The organism is Pyxidicoccus trucidator (genome assembly GCF_010894435.1).
Taxonomy (GTDB): Bacteria; Myxococcota; Myxococcia; order Myxococcales; family Myxococcaceae; genus Myxococcus; species Myxococcus trucidator.
The window spans coordinates 352,669-368,061 of sequence record NZ_JAAIXZ010000010.1; the positions used below are offsets into that span (position 1 = coordinate 352,669).

Below are 15,393 nucleotides of genomic sequence, written 5' to 3' on the forward strand. Positions count from 1 at the left end.
CTCCGAACCCTTATGAGCCTGGGCTCTCTCGCGCTGGTCCTCCACGCGCATCTCCCCTTCGTCCGACACCCCGAGCACGAGGACTTCCTCGAGGAGGACTGGCTCTACGAGGCCATCTCCGAGACGTACATCCCGCTGCTCCTCGTCTTCGACAAGCTGGCCGAGGACGGGGTCCCGTTCCGGGTGACGATGACGCTGTCCCCCACGCTGGTCACCATGCTGCGGGACGAACTGCTGGTGTCGCGCTACGCGCGCCGGCTGGACCTGCTGTGCGAGCTGGGAGACCGCGAGGTCCACCGCACCCGGAACGACCCCACCTTCGGGCGACTGGCCCGATTCCACCGTGACCACTTCGAGTCGCTGCGCCGCGCCTTCCACGACCGCTACAAGCGCGACCTGGTCTCCGCCTTCCGCCGCCTCCAGGACGCGGGCTACCTGGACATCCTCACCTGCAACGCCACGCACGGCTTCCTGCCGCTCATGCAGCAGGTGCCCGAGGCGGTGCGCGCGCAGGTGACGGTGGCCGCCAACCACTACCGGCAGAACTTTGGCAAGGACCCGGCCGGCATCTGGCTGGCCGAGTGCGGCTACTACCCCGGCCTGGAGCGCGTGCTGGCCGCCGAGCGCATCCGCTACTTCTTCGTGGACACGCACGGCCTCACGGACGCCACCCCGCGCCCGCTGCATGGCCCCTACGCCCCCATCTTCACGGAGACGGGCGTGGCCGCGTACGCGAGAGACCCGGAGAGCAGCCAGCAGGTGTGGAGCACCGAGTTCGGCTATCCGGGCGACCCGGACTACCGCGAGTTCTACCGGGACATCGGCTGGGACCTGGACCTGGACTACGTGCGCCCGTACATCCAGCCCACCGGCGACCGCAAGAACACCGGCTTCAAGTACTTCCGCATCACCGGGAAGACGAACGACAAGCGGCCCTATGACCCGGACGCCGCCCGCGAGCGCGCCGCCGTCCACGCCGGCAACTTCCTCTTCAACCGCGAGAAGCAGATAGAGCACCTCGCCTCGCGCCTGAGCGGCCGCAAGCCGGTGGTCATCGCGCCCTACGACGCGGAGCTGTTCGGCCACTGGTGGTTCGAGGGGCCCATGTTCCTCGACTTCCTCATCCGCAAGGCCGCGTATGACCAGAAGACCTTCACGCTGGTGACGCCCTCGGACGACCTGCGGGAGAACCCTGAGAATCAGGTGGCCACGCCGCCGCTGTCCTCATGGGGCGCGGGTGGCTACGCGAACATGTGGCTGGACGGGGCCAACGATTGGATCTACCGGCACCTGCACCACTGCGCGAAGCAGATGGTGGAGCTGGCCCGCGACTTCCCCGACGCCAACTCGCTGAAGCGCCGCGCGCTCAACCAGGCCGCGCGCGAACTGCTGCTCGCCCAGTCCTCCGACTGGGCCTTCATCATGAAGACGGGCACCATGGTGGAGTACGCCCAGCGCCGCACGCGCGAGCACATCCTCCGCTTCCAGCGGCTGCACGACCAGCTTCGCGCCGACACCATCGACGAGGGTTGGCTCTCCCACGTCGAGGGCCGCGACAACCTCTTCCCCGAGCTGGACTACCGCGTCTACCGGCCTGGCTGAGCGCTCCGGGAACAGGCAGGGCAGCGGTCTGTTCACGCGTCGTTCCTGAAAGCCCCTTTCGCTTGCGGAGCGCCATTTCCGCCTTAGGTAGGAGTGCATATGACACGTTCTTCCGTCGCTCCCCGGAGGGCCCTGGTCGCGGCGCTCCTGCTCGTGGTGCCCGGCGTTGCTCCCGCGCAGGCGCCGGCGGCTCCGGCGGCCCAGGCCCAGCCTGCTCCCGCGCAGGGGGCGGGGGCCAACGTCCTCCAGCCCGCCACGCGGGACTCCCAGGCGCTGCCTTCGCTGGCGCCGTTGGTGGACTCCGTGAAGTCCGCGGTGGTCAACGTGGACGTGCAGGCGCGCGGCGGTGGCGGCATGCCCGGCATGGAGGAGAACCCGTTCTTCGACCGCTTCTTCGGCGGCGGCGGTGGCAGGGGCGGCCCGCAGCGCGAGCCGCTGCGCCAGGGCGCGGGCTCCGGGTTCATCATCGAATCCAAGGGCGTCATCCTCACCAACAACCACGTGGTGGCGGACGCGGTCTCCATCACCATCCGGCTGGATGACGGCCGCAGCTTCGCCGGTGAGGTGCTGGGACGCGACCCGCTCACCGACGTGGCGCTGGTGAAGCTGAAGGAGAAGGTGGAGGGGCTGCCCACCGTGAAGCTGGGAGACTCGGATGCGCTGCGTGTGGGCGACTGGGTGGTGGCCATCGGCAACCCGTTCGGCCTCGCCTCCAGCGTGAGCCTGGGCATCGTCTCCGCGCGAGCCCGCGAGATTGGCGCCAGCGCGTATGACGAGTTCCTCCAGACGGACGCCGCCATCAACCCCGGCAACTCCGGCGGCCCGCTCTTCAACATGAAGGGCGAGGTGGTGGGCATCAACACCGCCATCGTCGGCGGAGGCACGGGCATCGGCTTCGCGGTGCCCAGCAACCTCATCCGGGCGCTGCTGCCCCAACTGGAGAAGGAAGGCGCCGTCACCCGCGCGTGGCTGGGCGTGGGCATCCAGGACCTGACGCGGGACCTGGCGGGCGCGCTCAAGCTGCCGGTGACGGACGGCGCCATCCTCACGCAGGTCAACCCGGGCTCGCCCGCGGCCAAGGCCGGACTGAAGCCGGACGACGTCATCACCGCCATCGATGGCCGGACCGTCACGTCCGGCGGCGCGCTGACCCGCACCGTGGCGCTCAAGCGCCCGGGCAGCACCTCCACGCTGAGCATCTTCCGCGAGGGCAAGAAGCAGGACGTGAAGGTGACGCTCGGCACACGGCCGGACCTGGAGGGCGTGGCCTCCAAGCCGCGCGCCAATGACGAGCAGGAGAGCTCGCGCCGCGTGGGCGTCAGCCTGCAGAACCTGGACTCGCGCACCGCGCAGCAGGCGGGCTTCACCGAGCGCCAGGGCGCGCTCATCACCGACGTGCTGCCCGGCTCGCCCGCGGACCGCGCGCAGTTGGAGCCCGGCATGCTGGTGGTGGAGGCGAACCGCAAGGCGGTGAACAGCGCGGAGGAGCTGGCGAAGGTCATCAAGGGCGCGCAGTCCGGCAGCACGCTGCTGCTGCGCGTGGCCGGGCCGGGCGGACAGCGCAACCTGCGGGCCCTGCGGGTGCCCTGAGACAGCCGACACTCGGAGGCGCATGAGCATCAACTACGTCGCCCTGGGCGACAGCACGGCGGTGGGGGTGGGGGCGTCGCGGGGCGGGGGATATCCCGAGCGCCTCGCCTCCCGCCTGCGCAATGACGGGCTGCCGGTGGGCCTCACCAACCTGGGACAGAGCGGGGCGCGCATCCGCGACGTCTTCACCGGGCAGGTGAAGCGCGCGGTGGCCACGCAGCCCACCCTGGTGACGCTCGGGGTGGGCACCAACGACCTCTGGCGCGGCACCGCGGTGGAGGACTTCCAGGAGGAGCTGGACCGCATCGCCCGCAGGCTGAAGCAGACGGGCGCGCCGCTGGTGGTGGTGAACCTCGCCGACATGGCCCTGGCGCCGGTGGCGAAGCTGGTGCCGAGCGCCCTCTACGAGGGCCGCATCGAGCCCTTCAACGCCGCCATGGCCGAGGTGGCCCGCGCGCACGGCCTGCACCTGGTGGACCTCTACTCGGCCAGCAAGGAGATGATTCCCCACAACCCGCACTTCTTCTGCCACGACGGCTTCCACCCGTCGGAGCAGGGGTACGAGGAGTGGGCGGACCTGCTGCTGCCCACGGTGCGCACGCTCGTCGGGCGCTGAGACGTAGGCTCTGCGCGGGCTTCCGCGGCCTACGCCTTCGCCACGCCGCCCGGTGCGGTGGTGGTGACGGCGGTGCCCTCGGTCGCGGGGGCATGCGGGCCCCGCTCGCGGCCCGGGTGCATCTCCATGCCGGGCTCGAACGGGGTGGTGCGGTTGCGGCCGCTGCGCTTGCTGCAATAGAGGGCGGAGTCCGCGCAGTCGACCAGTTCCTCCTGCGTGGTGGCGTCGGTGGGGAAGTGGGCCACGCCGACGGACACGGTGACGTGGTTGCCGGGCAGGCCGGGCTGCGACAGCGACACCAGGTCCGCCACCGCGCGGCGCAGCTTCTCCGCCACCTCCACCGCGTCCGCCTTGGTGGATTGGGGCAGCAGCAGGACGAACTCCTCGCCGCCGTAGCGCGCCAGCGTGTCCACCTTGCGCACGCGCAGCCGGAGCACGTCGCACACGCGGCGCAGCGTCTCGTCGCCCACGCGGTGGCCCGCGACGTCGTTGAGGCGCTTGAAGTGGTCCACGTCCACCATGAGCAGCGCCAGCGGGGTGCCGAAGCGCTGCGCCCGCGCCAGCTCCAGCTCCATGCGCTGGAAGAGGTGGCGCCGGTTGGGCACGCCGGTGAGCGGGTCCGTCATGGTGAGCTTCACCGTCTCCGCGTGCAGCCTCGCGTTCTTCACCGCCGTGGCCGCCAGGTCCGCCACCGCCGTCAGCAGCTCGATTTCCCCGGCGGAGAAGCTGGCCACCTCCGGACGCTGGAAGTTCATCACCCCCAGCAGCGTGCCCATGTGCACCATGGGCACCGCCAGCAGCGCGCCCGTGTCCACCGCGCCCTCCACCAGCCCCCGCCGCGCGAAGATGCTGGTGCGGTCTTCCAGGTCCGGGAGGTACACCGCCTTGAGCGTCTCCGCCGCGCGGCCACAGGCGCCCTCGCCCAGGCCGAACGTCAGCCCCTCCGCGCCGCGACCCTCGGGCCACGCGTGCTTCACCTCCAGCAGGCCCTCCGTGTTGAGCAGCATGGTGGAGAAGTCGGGAATCTGGAGCCGCTCCACCACCAGCCGGGTGACGGCCTCCAGCAGCTCGTCCAGCTCCAGCGTGGCGTTGAGCGAGCGCGCCACGTCGAAGAGCAGCGACAGCTCCCGCAGGCGCTCCTCCAGCTCATCCTTGAGGGCCAGCTTCTCCTTCACCACCGCCAGGTCCCGGTGGGTGTCGATCTCCTCTGCCTTCATCGCGGTGAGCCGCGCCAGCATCTGGTTGAAGGCCGCGCCCAGCCGGGCCAGCTCGTCGGTGCCCCGCGCGTCCGCGCGCACCAGCAGGTCTCCCGCCTCCGCGCGCCCCATGGCCGCGCTCAGCTTGCGCAGCGGGCGGGTGAGGTTGAGGTGCAGCCCCAGCGTGGTGAGCAGCGCCAGCAGGACGATGAACAGCACCATGGCGCCCAGCGCGCCGCGGAACATCTCCGAGAGCTGCTGGTGCAGCGCCGGCTCCGTCATGCGCATCTGCAGGACGCTCGCGCCGGGCACCTCTTCCTCGGTGTGGCAGCTGCCACACTCGGGGCCGCCGCCCATGGGCCGCACCACCTCCGTCACCCCCGCCGAGGAGCGCGCCGTCTCCGGCCCGGGCGACGTCAGCCGCCGGGCCTCGTCGTGGACGCGGCCCACCTCTTCCGGCCGGCGGGACCAGCGGATGCGCCCGTCCGGCGTCAGCACCCGCACGTCCTCCACCGAGCGGAACAGCCGCGTGTCCGAGCGGAGCACCTCCGCCACCGCCTCGTGCGCCCGGGCGCGCGGCGCCTGCGGCAGGGAGAACGTCGACGCCACGAACTCCGCCAGCGCCAGCGACTCCACCTGCGTCGCGTCCTGCACCGCCACCCGCGACTCGCGCCAGAAGTGGCCCACGCCCAGTAACGCCACCACGAGCCCGGGAAGGCCGATGCTCCAGAGGAGCTTCCTTCCAACAGTGTCCGGACCCAGGGGCATGCGCTTGTTCGCGGCTCTCCGCTGCGGTGGATTAAACTTGTTTCACGACCTACCTACTGAATTGTTAATTGGCTGACGCGCGCTGTCAAACGTAACGGGACAAGAATTTTCCTGCATCGTTGGTGTTGCCTCTATTGCCGCGCCTTGTCAGCAGCGTACTCCTGGGCTCCCATGACGACCGCGTTCCTCACCTCCGCGCTGCTCCCCGTCCCCCATGGCTTCACGACCCGCGAGGGGGGCGTCTCCGAGGGGCCGTATGCCTCGCTCAACCTGGGCTTCTCCGTGGGCGACGTGCGGGAGAAGGTGCTTGAGAACCTCCGCCTGCTGGCCGCCGCCGCGAAGACGCCGCTGGGTGCGCTGTGCCGCGTGTCCCAGGTGCATGGGGACCGGGTGCTGGAGGCGCGGGGTGGGGAAGGGGAGGACCTGAGGCCCGTGGAGGGCGAGGCGGACGCGCTGTGGACGGAGGCGCCGGGCACCTGGGTGGCGGTGGGCACGGCGGACTGCGTGCCGGTGCTGCTGGTGGACCCGGACGGGCGGAGGGTGGCGGCGGTGCACTCGGGGTGGCGGGGCACGGACGCGGGCATCAGCGCGCGCGCGGTGGAGGCGCTGGTGGCGAAGGGGGGTCGGCCAGAGCGGCTGCTCGCGGCGGTGGGCCCCGCCATCCAACGCTGCTGCTACGAGGTGTCCGGGGAGCTGGCCCAGCGCTTCACCGCGCGGTTCGGCCCGGAGGTGGTGGAGTCCGCCGGCGACTCGGTGCGACTGGACCTGACACGCGCGGTGCGGGCGACGCTGCTGCGCGCGGGGCTGAAGCCGGCGCACGTGGACGTGCTACCGGCCTGTACCGCGTGTGCGCCCGAGCGCTTCTTCTCCCACCGGCGCGACGCGGGGCGCACCGGACGCCACCTCAACTACGTGGTAAACCGCTTCTAGCCCGCCGGGCGCGCCGGCCGTTTTCTTGACGCTCTCCGACGGGCCTTCCTATCCTCGGGCTGATCCCCGTCCGAAGAGGCCCGTGCCCGCGCGCTCCGTCATCTTCCGCCTGCTCGCCGCCGCGCCCCTGTGCGCGATGAGCGCCTGTGCCTCCACCGCCGCCAGTCAGGCGGACGTGGGGGCGCTGCGAGCCGAGGTGCGCACGCTGCGCGAGTCGCAGGCGCGCCTCCAGGAGCGACTGGCCCGGCTGGAGGCCCACGACGCGGTGGACAAGGCGCGGGCCACCGGCACCCCTTCGCGCACCCCGGCGGACGCCAGCGCCGAGGGAGCCCCTCGCCTGGGCCCCACCCCGGAGCTGGCGGTGGTGAAGCTCAAGCCCCGCAACGAGCCCGCGCCGAAGCTGCCCACGGCGGTGCCGGTGGTGGAGCCGGACTCGGACCAGGTGGAGATGTTCATCAGCGCCGCGCCGGACGGGGCCTCGGCCTCGCAGGACGGCGCCGCCACGGTGGTGGCCTCGCGCGACGACGGCGCGGAGTTGGTGGACCCCGAGCTGCTGGACGCCGAGTACGACAAGGCCGTGTCGCTGCTGCGCACCGGCAACGTCGAGGGCGGCGTGGAGCGCCTGCGCCGCTTCGCCGAGGAGAACCCGCGCCACCCGCGCGCGGACAATGCGCTGTACTTCAGCGGGCTCGGGCAGATTGGCCTGAGCGAGTTCAAGGACGCCGCGACGACGTTCGAGCGGCTCATCAATACCTATCCCGCCGGGGATGCCATGCTGGACAGCATGCTCCGGCTCGCCGAGTGCCGGATGCGGCTCAACCAGGCCGCGGATGCCAAGGCGCTCTACACCCGCGTCGTCACCCAGTTCCCGGGGACGGCCGCCGCCACGCAGGCGGAGCAGCGGCTCGCCGCGCTCCCTCAGTGAAGGCTCTTTCGAAAGGACGTTCTGCGATGCGCTCCCGGATCCTCACCTCGCTGATGTTGAGCCTCGCCATCGCGCCGGCCCTGAGTGCGCGCGCCCAGCAGGAGGGTGCCGAGGAGCAGGACACCGACACCGGCAGCGAGACGGAAGGCGCCGAGGTCATGGACGAGGCGCCCGAGCGTCCCGCCGGCACCGTGGCCGTCCCGCCGGGCGCGCCCCGCGGCCGTGACAGCGCCCCGGGCGAGGTCCACGCCGTGCAGGAGGGCGACACGCTGTGGGACTTGTCCCAGCGCTACCTGGGCAGCCCCTGGTACTGGCCCAAGGTCTGGTCCTACAACCCGGAGATCGCCAACCCGCACTGGATCTACCCGGGCAACCAGGTGCGCTTCTTCGGCGGTGGCGAGGAAGTGCCGGCCCGCGTGGGCGAGATGGTGGTGGACCCGGGTGAAATGACGGCGCCCACGGAGCTGAGCGGCAGCGACCTGGTCACCGTGACGGGGAAGATTGGCTACGACGTGTCCACGGCGCGCCCGGTGACGACGCAGGGCTTCGTCACCCAGCGCGAGCTGGACGAGGCCGGCCGCATCGAGGGCTCCTCCTCCGGCGCGCTGATGCTGTCCTACCCGGACAACGCCTACGTGCGCTTCAAGAAGAAGGGCGCCGCCAAGGTGGGGGACCGGTACGTCGTCTACCACACCACCCAGGCCATCAATCACCCGGTGACGAAGAAGAAGCTGGGCTACCTCACCGACTTCCTCGGCACGCTGCGCGTGGTGCGCGTGAGTGAGAACATCGTCACCGCGCAGATTGTCGACACCTGGGACGGCATGGAGCGTGGCGACCTGGTGGGCCCCGTCGGCGAGCGCCTCACCGAGCGCGTCGCCCCGAAGCCCAACGCCAAGGAGATTCAGGCCACCGTCGTCACCGCGCTGGTGCCGTACCTCACGCTGTTCGGCGAGCACCACACGGTGGTGGTGGACAAGGGCAGCGCGGACGGCGTCCAGGTGGGCAACACCTTCACCATCCTCCGCCAGGGCGACCCGTCCCTCCAGGTGCTCGGCCAGGAGGCCAAGCCGCTCACCGCGAAGGAGAAGCGCTTCCCCTGGGAGAACGTCGGCACCTGCATGGTGACCGAGGCGAAGGAGCGCACGTCCAACTGCCTCATGCTCCGCTCGCTGGAGGAGCTCCTCCCCGGCGACCGCGCCGTCATGCGCGTCAGCGAGCCCACCGCCAGCCGCTGAGCGGCGGCAGGAAATGTGCATCCCCTCCGCCACTGGAGGGGCTGAGTGCTTGACCGGTGGCGGTCCGGTGTCTATGTGTCGCGCCCCTCCTGGGGACCCATCTTCTATATAGGTGGGAAACGGGCAGGGGACGGGTATGGCGGACGCTGACACGGACAGCCTCACGGCGGAGCAGCAGGCGTGCCTGGCGCTCTGGGCCGTTCCCGGCCTGGGGCCGAGGACGCTGGCCGCCCTGCGCCAATTCGCGGATGGACGGCTCTCCGCGCTCGCCGCCGTCCCTGTACGGGACTGGGTGTCTCAGGCGCCGGTCTCCCCACAGGTGCGTACCCGGCTGGCGACGGTGGACCGGCTCCCGCCCCTGGCGGAGCGGGCGCTGGAGGCCTGTCGCAAGGCGGGGATGGGCGTGGCATTCGCCGGGCAGCCCGGTTATCCGGACCGGCTTCGCGAGGTGCTGGACGCGCCGCCGCTGCTGTTCCACCGGGGGCGTCCGGGGCTGCCGAAGCGGCGGGTGGCCATGGTGGGCAGCCGCCACCCGGACCAGGGCTTCCTGCCCTTTGCCCGGGACTTCGCGCGGAAGGTGGCGGCCAGTGGGGTGGGGGTGGTGTCGGGCGCGGCGGCCGGGGTGGACCAGGCGTGCCACTGGGGCGCGCTGGACGTGGGCGGGGAGACGTGGGCCTTCCTGGGGTCTGCCCTGGATGCGTTGGACCCGGCGCAAGCCCGCCTGCTTCCCCACTTCCTGGGGAGGGGCGGCGTGTTCTTCAGCGAGCTGCCGCCCGGGGTCCGGGCGAGCATCACCACCTTCCCGCGCCGCAACCGACTCATCTCCGGCGCATCGGATGTGGTCCTGGTGCTGAGGGCGGGGAAGGGCTCGGGGGCGCTCTACACGGCGCAGGCGGGGCGGGCACAGGGGCGACCGGTCTTCGCGCTGCCTGGTGACGTGAGACAGGCGGCGGCCGTTGGTTGCAACGAGCTGCTGCGCGACGGGCATGCGAGGGCGTGCATGGGCCCGGAGGATGTGTGGAGGGTGGTGGGCGTCTCTTCCGGCGCGACGGTGACGCCGCGGGACAGCGATTCGTGGGAGGCGCTCTCGGCGGAAGCGAAGGGCACTTATGAAGTGTTGGACCGGGTTCCCCGGACATTCGACGAGGTGCTGGTCGGCAGCACCCTCTCACCCGCGGCGCTCACCAGCGCGCTGGTGGAGCTGGAGTTGACGGGGCTGGTCATCCAGCACCCGGGCAAGCTGTACGAAAAGATATAGGTAGGAGAGTCATGGCCACGCGGACGAAGAAGAAGGTGGAAGAGACGGAGGCGGCGGAGGAGACGAAGTCGCCCCGCAAGGCGGCCGCCAAGAAGAAGCCAGCCGCCAAGAAGAAGCCTGCGGCCAAGGCGAAGAAGGCGGCGGCCCGACGCCGCACCAAGAAGGGCGACGACGACCTTCCCACCGTGGATGCCGACGCGGAGGAGGAAGCCGCGCCTCGCGGCAAGGGCCCGCACTACCTCGTCGTGGTGGAGTCCCCCGCCAAGGCGAAGACCATCAAGAAGTACCTGGGCACCGGCTACACGGTGAAGGCCTCCGTGGGCCACGTGAAGGATTTGCCCAAGAGCAAGATGGGCGTCGACGTGGAGCACGACTTCCAGCCCGAGTACGAGGTCATCAAGGGCAAGGAGAAGGTGCTCAACGAGCTGAAGAAGATGGCGAAGTCCGCCGACCGCGTCTTCCTCGCGACGGACCCCGACCGCGAGGGCGAGGCCATTGCCTGGCACATCAAGGAGGAGCTCGCGCACCCCGACGCCCTCCGGGTGACGTTCAACGAAATCACCAAGAAGGCCGTCCAGGAGGCCATCGCCCAGCCGCGCGAGCTGAACCAGGACAACTACGACTCGCAGCAGACGCGCCGCATCCTCGACCGGCTCGTGGGCTATCAAATCTCCCCGCTGCTCTGGCAGAAGATCCGCCGTGGCCTGTCCGCCGGCCGCGTGCAGTCGGTGGCGGTGCGCCTCGTCGTGGAGCGCGAGGCCGAAATCAAGGCCTTCGTCCCCGAGGAGTACTGGTCGCTGGACGCGCTGCTGGCCGGCACCGCCGGACCGCCGCCCTTCAAGGCCAAGCTGTCCAAGGTGGACGGCAAGAAGATGGAGCTGAAGGACCGCGCCACCACCGAGGGGCTCGTCGCCGAGCTCCAGGGGGCCGACTTCGTCGTGGCCAAGGTGGACCGCCGCGAGCGCCGCCGCAACGCGCCCGCGCCGTTCATCACCTCCAAGCTGCAGCAGGAGGCCGCCAACCGGCTGTCCTTCTCCGCCAAGAAGACGATGACGCTGGCCCAGAAGCTCTACGAGGGCGTGCCCCTCGGCGAGGAGGGCCAGACGGCACTGATTACGTACATGCGTACGGACTCCACCCGTCTGTCGGACGACGCGGTGAAGCAGGTGCGCGAGTTCATCGAAGGCAAGTACGGCAAGGACTTCCTGCCGGCCGAGCCGGTGGTGTACCGCTCCCGGAAGAGCGCGCAGGACGCGCACGAGGCCATCCGCCCCACGTCCCTGGAGTACCCGCCCGAGCGGGTGCGGCCCTTCTTCGAGGCCATGGGCGAGACGGACATGTTCCGCCTCTACGAGCTCATCTGGAACCGCTTCGTGGCGTGCCAGACGATGCCCGCCGTGTATGACCAGACGAGCGCGGACATCTCCGCGGGCCGGGCCACGTTCCGCGCCTCGGGCAGCACGCTGAAGTTCGCCGGCTACCTGGCCGTCTACGGCGCGGGCCTCACCCCCGAGGAGGAGGCCGAGAAGGAGAAGGCGAAGGCCGCCGGGGAAGAGGGCGCGGACGGCGCGGATGCCATCGGCGAGCTGCCCTTCCTCACCGAGGGCGAGAAGCTCACCCTCCAGAAGCTGCTCCACGAGCAGCACTTCACCCAGCCGCCCCCGCGCTTCAGCGAGGCCACGCTGGTGAAGGAGCTGGAAGAGCGCGGCATCGGCCGCCCCTCCACCTACGCCGCGATTCTGTCCACCATCCAGGACAAGAAGTACGTGGAGAAGCTGGAGACCCGCTTCCGGCCCACGGACCTGGGGCAGATGACCAACGAGATGCTGGTCAAGCACTTCCCCCACGAGCTGGACGTCACCTTCACCGCCACCATGGAGGAGAAGCTGGACCAGATCTCCGAGGGCGGCACCAGCTGGAAGGCCGTGCTGCACGACTTCTACGGGCCCTTCAAGGAGACGCTCGAGAAGGCGAAGGCGGAGATGCGCGACGTCAAGCGCGAGGAGATCAAGACCGACATCGCCTGCGAGAAGTGCGGCAACCTCTTCCTCATCAAGTTCGGGAAGATGGGGCACTTCCTCGCCTGCTCGAACTACCCCGACTGCAAGAACACCAAGGACTTCAAGCGGGACGCCGAGGGGAAGATCGTCATCGTGGAGGAGGAGACCACGGACGAGAAGTGCGAGAAGTGCGCCAAGCCCATGGTCATCAAGCGTGGCCGCTTCGGGCGCTTCATGGCCTGCTCCGGCTACCCGGACTGCAAGACGTCCAAGCCCATCTCCATCGGCGTGGGGTGCCCGGAGTGCAAGCAGGGCTACCTCACGGAGCGCCGCAGCGGCCGAGGGAAGATCTTCTTCGGCTGCAACCGCTACCCGGACTGCAAGTTCGCCGCGTGGGACAGGCCCCTGGCCGAGCAGTGCCCGCAGTGCGCGTCCCCGTACCTCCTGCAGAAGTTCTCCAAGCGGGACGGTGCCTACATCTCCTGCCCCAACAAGGAATGCGACTACCGGCGTGAGGTCGTGGAGCAGGCGGGCGTACCCGGCGGACCGGAAGCCTCCTCGGCTGCTTGAAAGCCCAGTAGTTCCAAAGGGCTGGGCCCTGTCCGTGGCTTGACAGCCTCGGCGGGCCCGCCCTAGAAGTCCAGGCTGCCTCCTCCTCGGGGTGTGTCTCGTGGGCGCCCGTGTCCGGACGGGCCCACCCGGGGGGGCGGGCGTCGAAAGGACACCAGGCGCGATGATTCTCTCGGTGAGCGAGCTGCTGCTGGACGTGACTCTTGCGGCCACGGAGGGCGGCAAGATGGGCTTCACGGACTCCGTCATCAAGTTCTTCAAGGATGGCGGCCCGTTCATGTTCGTGAACCTGTTCTGGCTGGCGTGCTCGCTGGCGGTGGCGCTGGAGCGCATCGTCACCGTGGTGTTCCGCTACAACCTGCCGGCGCCTCCGTTCATGGAGCAGATCTCCAAGCTGGTGCGCAGCGGCAACCTGGACCGCGCGGTGAAGGTGTGCGGCATGGCGCCCCACTCGCCGCTGGCGAAGGTCATCCGCGCGGGCCTGGTGAACGCCAACCGCGGCGAGATTGAAGTCGCCAAGGCGGTGGAAGAGGCCATCATCGAGCACAGCCCGCACGTGTCCAAGCGCATCCCCTGGCTGTGGTCCCTGGCGAACATCGCCACGCTGGTGGGCCTCGTCGGCACCATCTTCGGCCTCATCGGCACCTTCCAGGCGCTCGGCAACGTGCCGGCGGAGCAGAAGCAGGTGCTCCTGTCGGACGGTATCTCCAAGGCGATGAACAACACCGCCTTCGCGCTCTCCATCGCGGTCATCTGCATCGTCTTCCACCTGTTCCTCACCTCGTACGCGAAGGGGCTGGTGGAGTCGCTGGAGCTCAACGCGCTGAAGCTGGAGAACCTCCTGTCGCGGCGCGGCGGGACGGACCCGGCCACCACGGAGCTCGAGTCCCGCGCTTCTTGAGGCGAGGGGTGCGCGTCCATGGCGTTCCACTACTCCCGCCGCAAGCTGAAGGTCCGTGAGGAAGAGGAGTCGGGCGAGCTGAACATCGTCCCGTACCTCGACATCCTCATGAACCTCATCATCTTCATGCTGCTGTCGATTACCGGCCTGGCCACGTTCGGCATCCTGAACGTGAATGCCCCGGCCTACGGCGCGCCTTCCGCGGGCATGACGCAGGAGGGCGCCGACGAGCCGAAGCTGACGCTGTCCGTGCTCATCTCCAAGAAGGGGCACTTCGTCAGCAGCGAGAACACCGTGCTCACGCAGGAGGGCGGCGCCGCGGACGCGCCCACCATCCCCGTGCTTGCGGACGGCGCCTACGACTTCAAGGCGCTCAACGCGAAGATGGTGGAGATCAAGGCGGCCTTCCCCAAGGAGACGAAGGTCATCGTGGGCGCGGACTCGGACATCCCCTACGAGGCCCTCACCCTGACGCTGGACGCCATCCGCGAGACGCAGGGCCCGCAGCGCCGCATCCTGTTCCCGGACGTCACCCTCGGGGCGATCTGAATCATGGCCGAGCCGACGACACCCGTCCCCACCGAGGCCGATGAAGAGGCGCTGGCCCGCCTGCGCTACCGCAAGGCGCTGGCGCGCAAGAAGCGCAAGGAGCGCGAGGCCGCGGGGGAAATCAAGGAGCTGAACATCACCGCGATGATGGACATGATGACCATCCTCCTGGTGTTCCTGCTCAAGTCCTTCGCGTCGTCCTCCGCGGCCATCACCGCGTCCGAGGACGTGCGGCCGCCCGTCTCCACCACGCGCGCCACCCCGAAGGACACGGTGGCCGTCACGATTACCCCCAAGAACATCCTAGTGGGCGAGCGCGAGGTGCTGCGGCTCCAGAACGGTCAGATTCCGGCCGACAAGGTGCAGGGCCGGCTGGTGCTGCCGCTGGACGCCCAGCTGAAGAAGGAAGTGGAGAAGCTGAAGTACATCGCCGAGCGCAACCCGTCGGCGCCCTTCAGCCGGGAGCTGTCCGTCATCGCGGACAAGAAGATCCCCTACGACATGCTCCTCACCGTGCTCTACACGGCGGGGCAGAACGAGCTGGAGAACTACCGCTTCGTGGTCCTCCAGAAGGAAGGCGAGTAGGGCGCTCCCAGGGCAGCGGCGGGAGCGCCTCTCGGTCGTCCGCGCCCGGGCTACAGCGAGTGCGTGGCCTGGGGCCCGCCTCGCGTCTCCAGCTCGTGGATGCTGGCGTCCTCCTCGCAGCGGATGGCGAAGGGCAGGGCCTCCAGCCGCTCAATGGGAATCTCGAAGCCGCAGTCCACGCAGTCTCCGAAGACGCCCATGTCCATGCGCCGCAGCGCCGCGTCGATCAGCATGATCTCCCGCCGCTGCGACTCCATCAGGCTGGACAGCGTGTAGTCCGCCAGCTCCGACTGGGCGTTCTCCTCGTACTCAGGGTCTCTCTCCTGATCCTTGAGTGCGGTCAGCTCACGGTGTGCGCCCGCGTTCGCCGTGAGGATCTCCCTCCGTCGGCGCTGGAGGAGCTCGCGAATCCTCTTCAGGTCATTGCTTCTGGGCATGGCCATCGTCTCCGACGCTCCAGTCTTCGAGGTCACTTCCGCTCGCCCGGATGCAGGCCGCCCCCGAGCGGCGAACGCGAGAAACGTAGGGGTTCAACCCAGGTAGGGAAACCGCGCCTTCCAACGGGGAGGTGTGGCGGGCTGGTGGGCAACCGGGCAGGCGTGAGGCCGTTGAGACAGAGGGTTGACGTGCCCGCTTTCACTGCTGGGAAAGCGCGGCCCGGTCCT

The 15,393-nt window shown here is 69.8% G+C and carries 13 protein-coding genes; 11 read left to right on the forward strand and 2 right to left on the reverse strand.

Annotated elements, in window-relative coordinates; genetic code table 11:
- The first annotated feature begins 12 nt into the window (after positions 1 to 12).
- The 3 genes from G4D85_RS27650 (at position 13) to G4D85_RS27660 (ending at position 3,808) form a co-directional block, all read left to right on the forward strand.
- Complete coding sequence (locus tag G4D85_RS27650; RefSeq protein WP_164017000.1) at positions 13 to 1,602, forward strand: glycoside hydrolase family 57 protein; 1,590 nt, start codon at positions 13 to 15, stop codon at positions 1,600 to 1,602.
- Positions 1,603 to 1,701: 99 nt separating this feature from the next.
- On the forward strand, positions 1,702 to 3,192 hold the full coding sequence (locus G4D85_RS27655) for a trypsin-like peptidase domain-containing protein (RefSeq protein ID WP_164017001.1): 1,491 nt from the start codon (positions 1,702 to 1,704) through the stop codon (positions 3,190 to 3,192).
- 22 nt (positions 3,193 to 3,214) lie between these two features.
- Positions 3,215 to 3,808, forward strand: a complete 594-nt coding sequence (locus G4D85_RS27660; protein ID WP_164017002.1) for an SGNH/GDSL hydrolase family protein — start codon at positions 3,215 to 3,217, stop codon at positions 3,806 to 3,808.
- 29 nt (positions 3,809 to 3,837) lie between these two features.
- Here G4D85_RS27660 and G4D85_RS27665 read toward each other — a convergent pair whose 3' ends face one another.
- Entirely contained in the window at positions 3,838 to 5,772 is a 1,935-nt protein-coding gene (locus G4D85_RS27665) for a GGDEF domain-containing protein (RefSeq protein WP_164017003.1), read from the reverse strand.
- Between the two features lie 171 nt (positions 5,773 to 5,943).
- Between G4D85_RS27665 and pgeF the strand changes: the two genes are divergently transcribed.
- From pgeF to G4D85_RS27705, 8 genes are all read left to right on the forward strand, one after another.
- A complete protein-coding gene (gene pgeF, locus G4D85_RS27670; protein ID WP_164017004.1) occupies positions 5,944 to 6,702 on the forward strand; it encodes a peptidoglycan editing factor PgeF in 759 nt (252 codons plus the stop codon).
- Between the two features lie 82 nt (positions 6,703 to 6,784).
- The gene (locus tag G4D85_RS27675) at positions 6,785 to 7,627 is read left to right on the forward strand and encodes a tetratricopeptide repeat protein (protein WP_164017005.1); all 843 of its coding nucleotides are present in this window, start codon (positions 6,785 to 6,787) and stop codon (positions 7,625 to 7,627) included.
- Between the two features lie 26 nt (positions 7,628 to 7,653).
- The gene (locus G4D85_RS27680; RefSeq protein WP_205525734.1) at positions 7,654 to 8,865 is read left to right on the forward strand and encodes a LysM peptidoglycan-binding domain-containing protein; all 1,212 of its coding nucleotides are present in this window, start codon (positions 7,654 to 7,656) and stop codon (positions 8,863 to 8,865) included.
- Between the two features lie 136 nt (positions 8,866 to 9,001).
- The gene (locus G4D85_RS27685; RefSeq protein ID WP_164017007.1) at positions 9,002 to 10,123 is read left to right on the forward strand and encodes a DNA-processing protein DprA; all 1,122 of its coding nucleotides are present in this window, start codon (positions 9,002 to 9,004) and stop codon (positions 10,121 to 10,123) included.
- A gap of 11 nt (positions 10,124 to 10,134) precedes the next feature.
- On the forward strand, positions 10,135 to 12,693 hold the full coding sequence (gene topA / locus G4D85_RS27690; protein WP_164017008.1) for a type I DNA topoisomerase: 2,559 nt from the start codon (positions 10,135 to 10,137) through the stop codon (positions 12,691 to 12,693).
- 163 nt (positions 12,694 to 12,856) lie between these two features.
- On the forward strand, positions 12,857 to 13,594 hold the full coding sequence (locus G4D85_RS27695; RefSeq protein WP_164017009.1) for a MotA/TolQ/ExbB proton channel family protein: 738 nt from the start codon (positions 12,857 to 12,859) through the stop codon (positions 13,592 to 13,594).
- Positions 13,595 to 13,612: 18 nt separating this feature from the next.
- The gene (locus tag G4D85_RS27700; protein WP_164017010.1) at positions 13,613 to 14,143 is read left to right on the forward strand and encodes an ExbD/TolR family protein; all 531 of its coding nucleotides are present in this window, start codon (positions 13,613 to 13,615) and stop codon (positions 14,141 to 14,143) included.
- Between the two features lie 3 nt (positions 14,144 to 14,146).
- A complete protein-coding gene (locus tag G4D85_RS27705; protein ID WP_164017011.1) occupies positions 14,147 to 14,728 on the forward strand; it encodes an ExbD/TolR family protein in 582 nt (193 codons plus the stop codon).
- A 50-nt stretch (positions 14,729 to 14,778) separates the two neighbouring features.
- On the opposite strand, the gene G4D85_RS27710 is transcribed toward G4D85_RS27705, so the two are convergent.
- Positions 14,779 to 15,171 carry a TraR/DksA family transcriptional regulator gene (locus G4D85_RS27710; RefSeq protein WP_420821728.1) on the reverse strand — a complete coding sequence of 131 codons (393 nt, stop codon included), beginning with the start codon at positions 15,169 to 15,171 and terminating at the stop codon, positions 14,779 to 14,781.
- Positions 15,172 to 15,393: the final 222 nt, after the last annotated feature.

Excerpts from the sequence above, each read along its gene's own strand:
- G4D85_RS27650 (WP_164017000.1), top strand. The coding sequence starts at position 13 with ATGAGCCTGGGCTCTCTCGCGCTGGTCCTCCACGCGCATCTCCCCTTC.
- G4D85_RS27655 (WP_164017001.1), top strand. The coding sequence starts at position 1,702 with ATGACACGTTCTTCCGTCGCTCCCCGGAGGGCCCTGGTCGCGGCGCTC.
- G4D85_RS27660 (WP_164017002.1), top strand. The coding sequence starts at position 3,215 with ATGAGCATCAACTACGTCGCCCTGGGCGACAGCACGGCGGTGGGGGTG.
- G4D85_RS27665 (WP_164017003.1), bottom strand. The coding sequence starts at position 5,772 with ATGCCCCTGGGTCCGGACACTGTTGGAAGGAAGCTCCTCTGGAGCATC.
- pgeF (WP_164017004.1), top strand. The coding sequence starts at position 5,944 with ATGACGACCGCGTTCCTCACCTCCGCGCTGCTCCCCGTCCCCCATGGC.
- G4D85_RS27680 (WP_205525734.1), top strand. The coding sequence starts at position 7,654 with ATGCGCTCCCGGATCCTCACCTCGCTGATGTTGAGCCTCGCCATCGCG.
- G4D85_RS27685 (WP_164017007.1), top strand. The coding sequence starts at position 9,002 with ATGGCGGACGCTGACACGGACAGCCTCACGGCGGAGCAGCAGGCGTGC.
- topA (WP_164017008.1), top strand. The coding sequence starts at position 10,135 with ATGGCCACGCGGACGAAGAAGAAGGTGGAAGAGACGGAGGCGGCGGAG.
- G4D85_RS27695 (WP_164017009.1), top strand. The coding sequence starts at position 12,857 with ATGATTCTCTCGGTGAGCGAGCTGCTGCTGGACGTGACTCTTGCGGCC.
- G4D85_RS27700 (WP_164017010.1), top strand. The coding sequence starts at position 13,613 with ATGGCGTTCCACTACTCCCGCCGCAAGCTGAAGGTCCGTGAGGAAGAG.
- G4D85_RS27705 (WP_164017011.1), top strand. The coding sequence starts at position 14,147 with ATGGCCGAGCCGACGACACCCGTCCCCACCGAGGCCGATGAAGAGGCG.
- G4D85_RS27710 (WP_420821728.1), bottom strand. The coding sequence starts at position 15,171 with ATGGCCATGCCCAGAAGCAATGACCTGAAGAGGATTCGCGAGCTCCTC.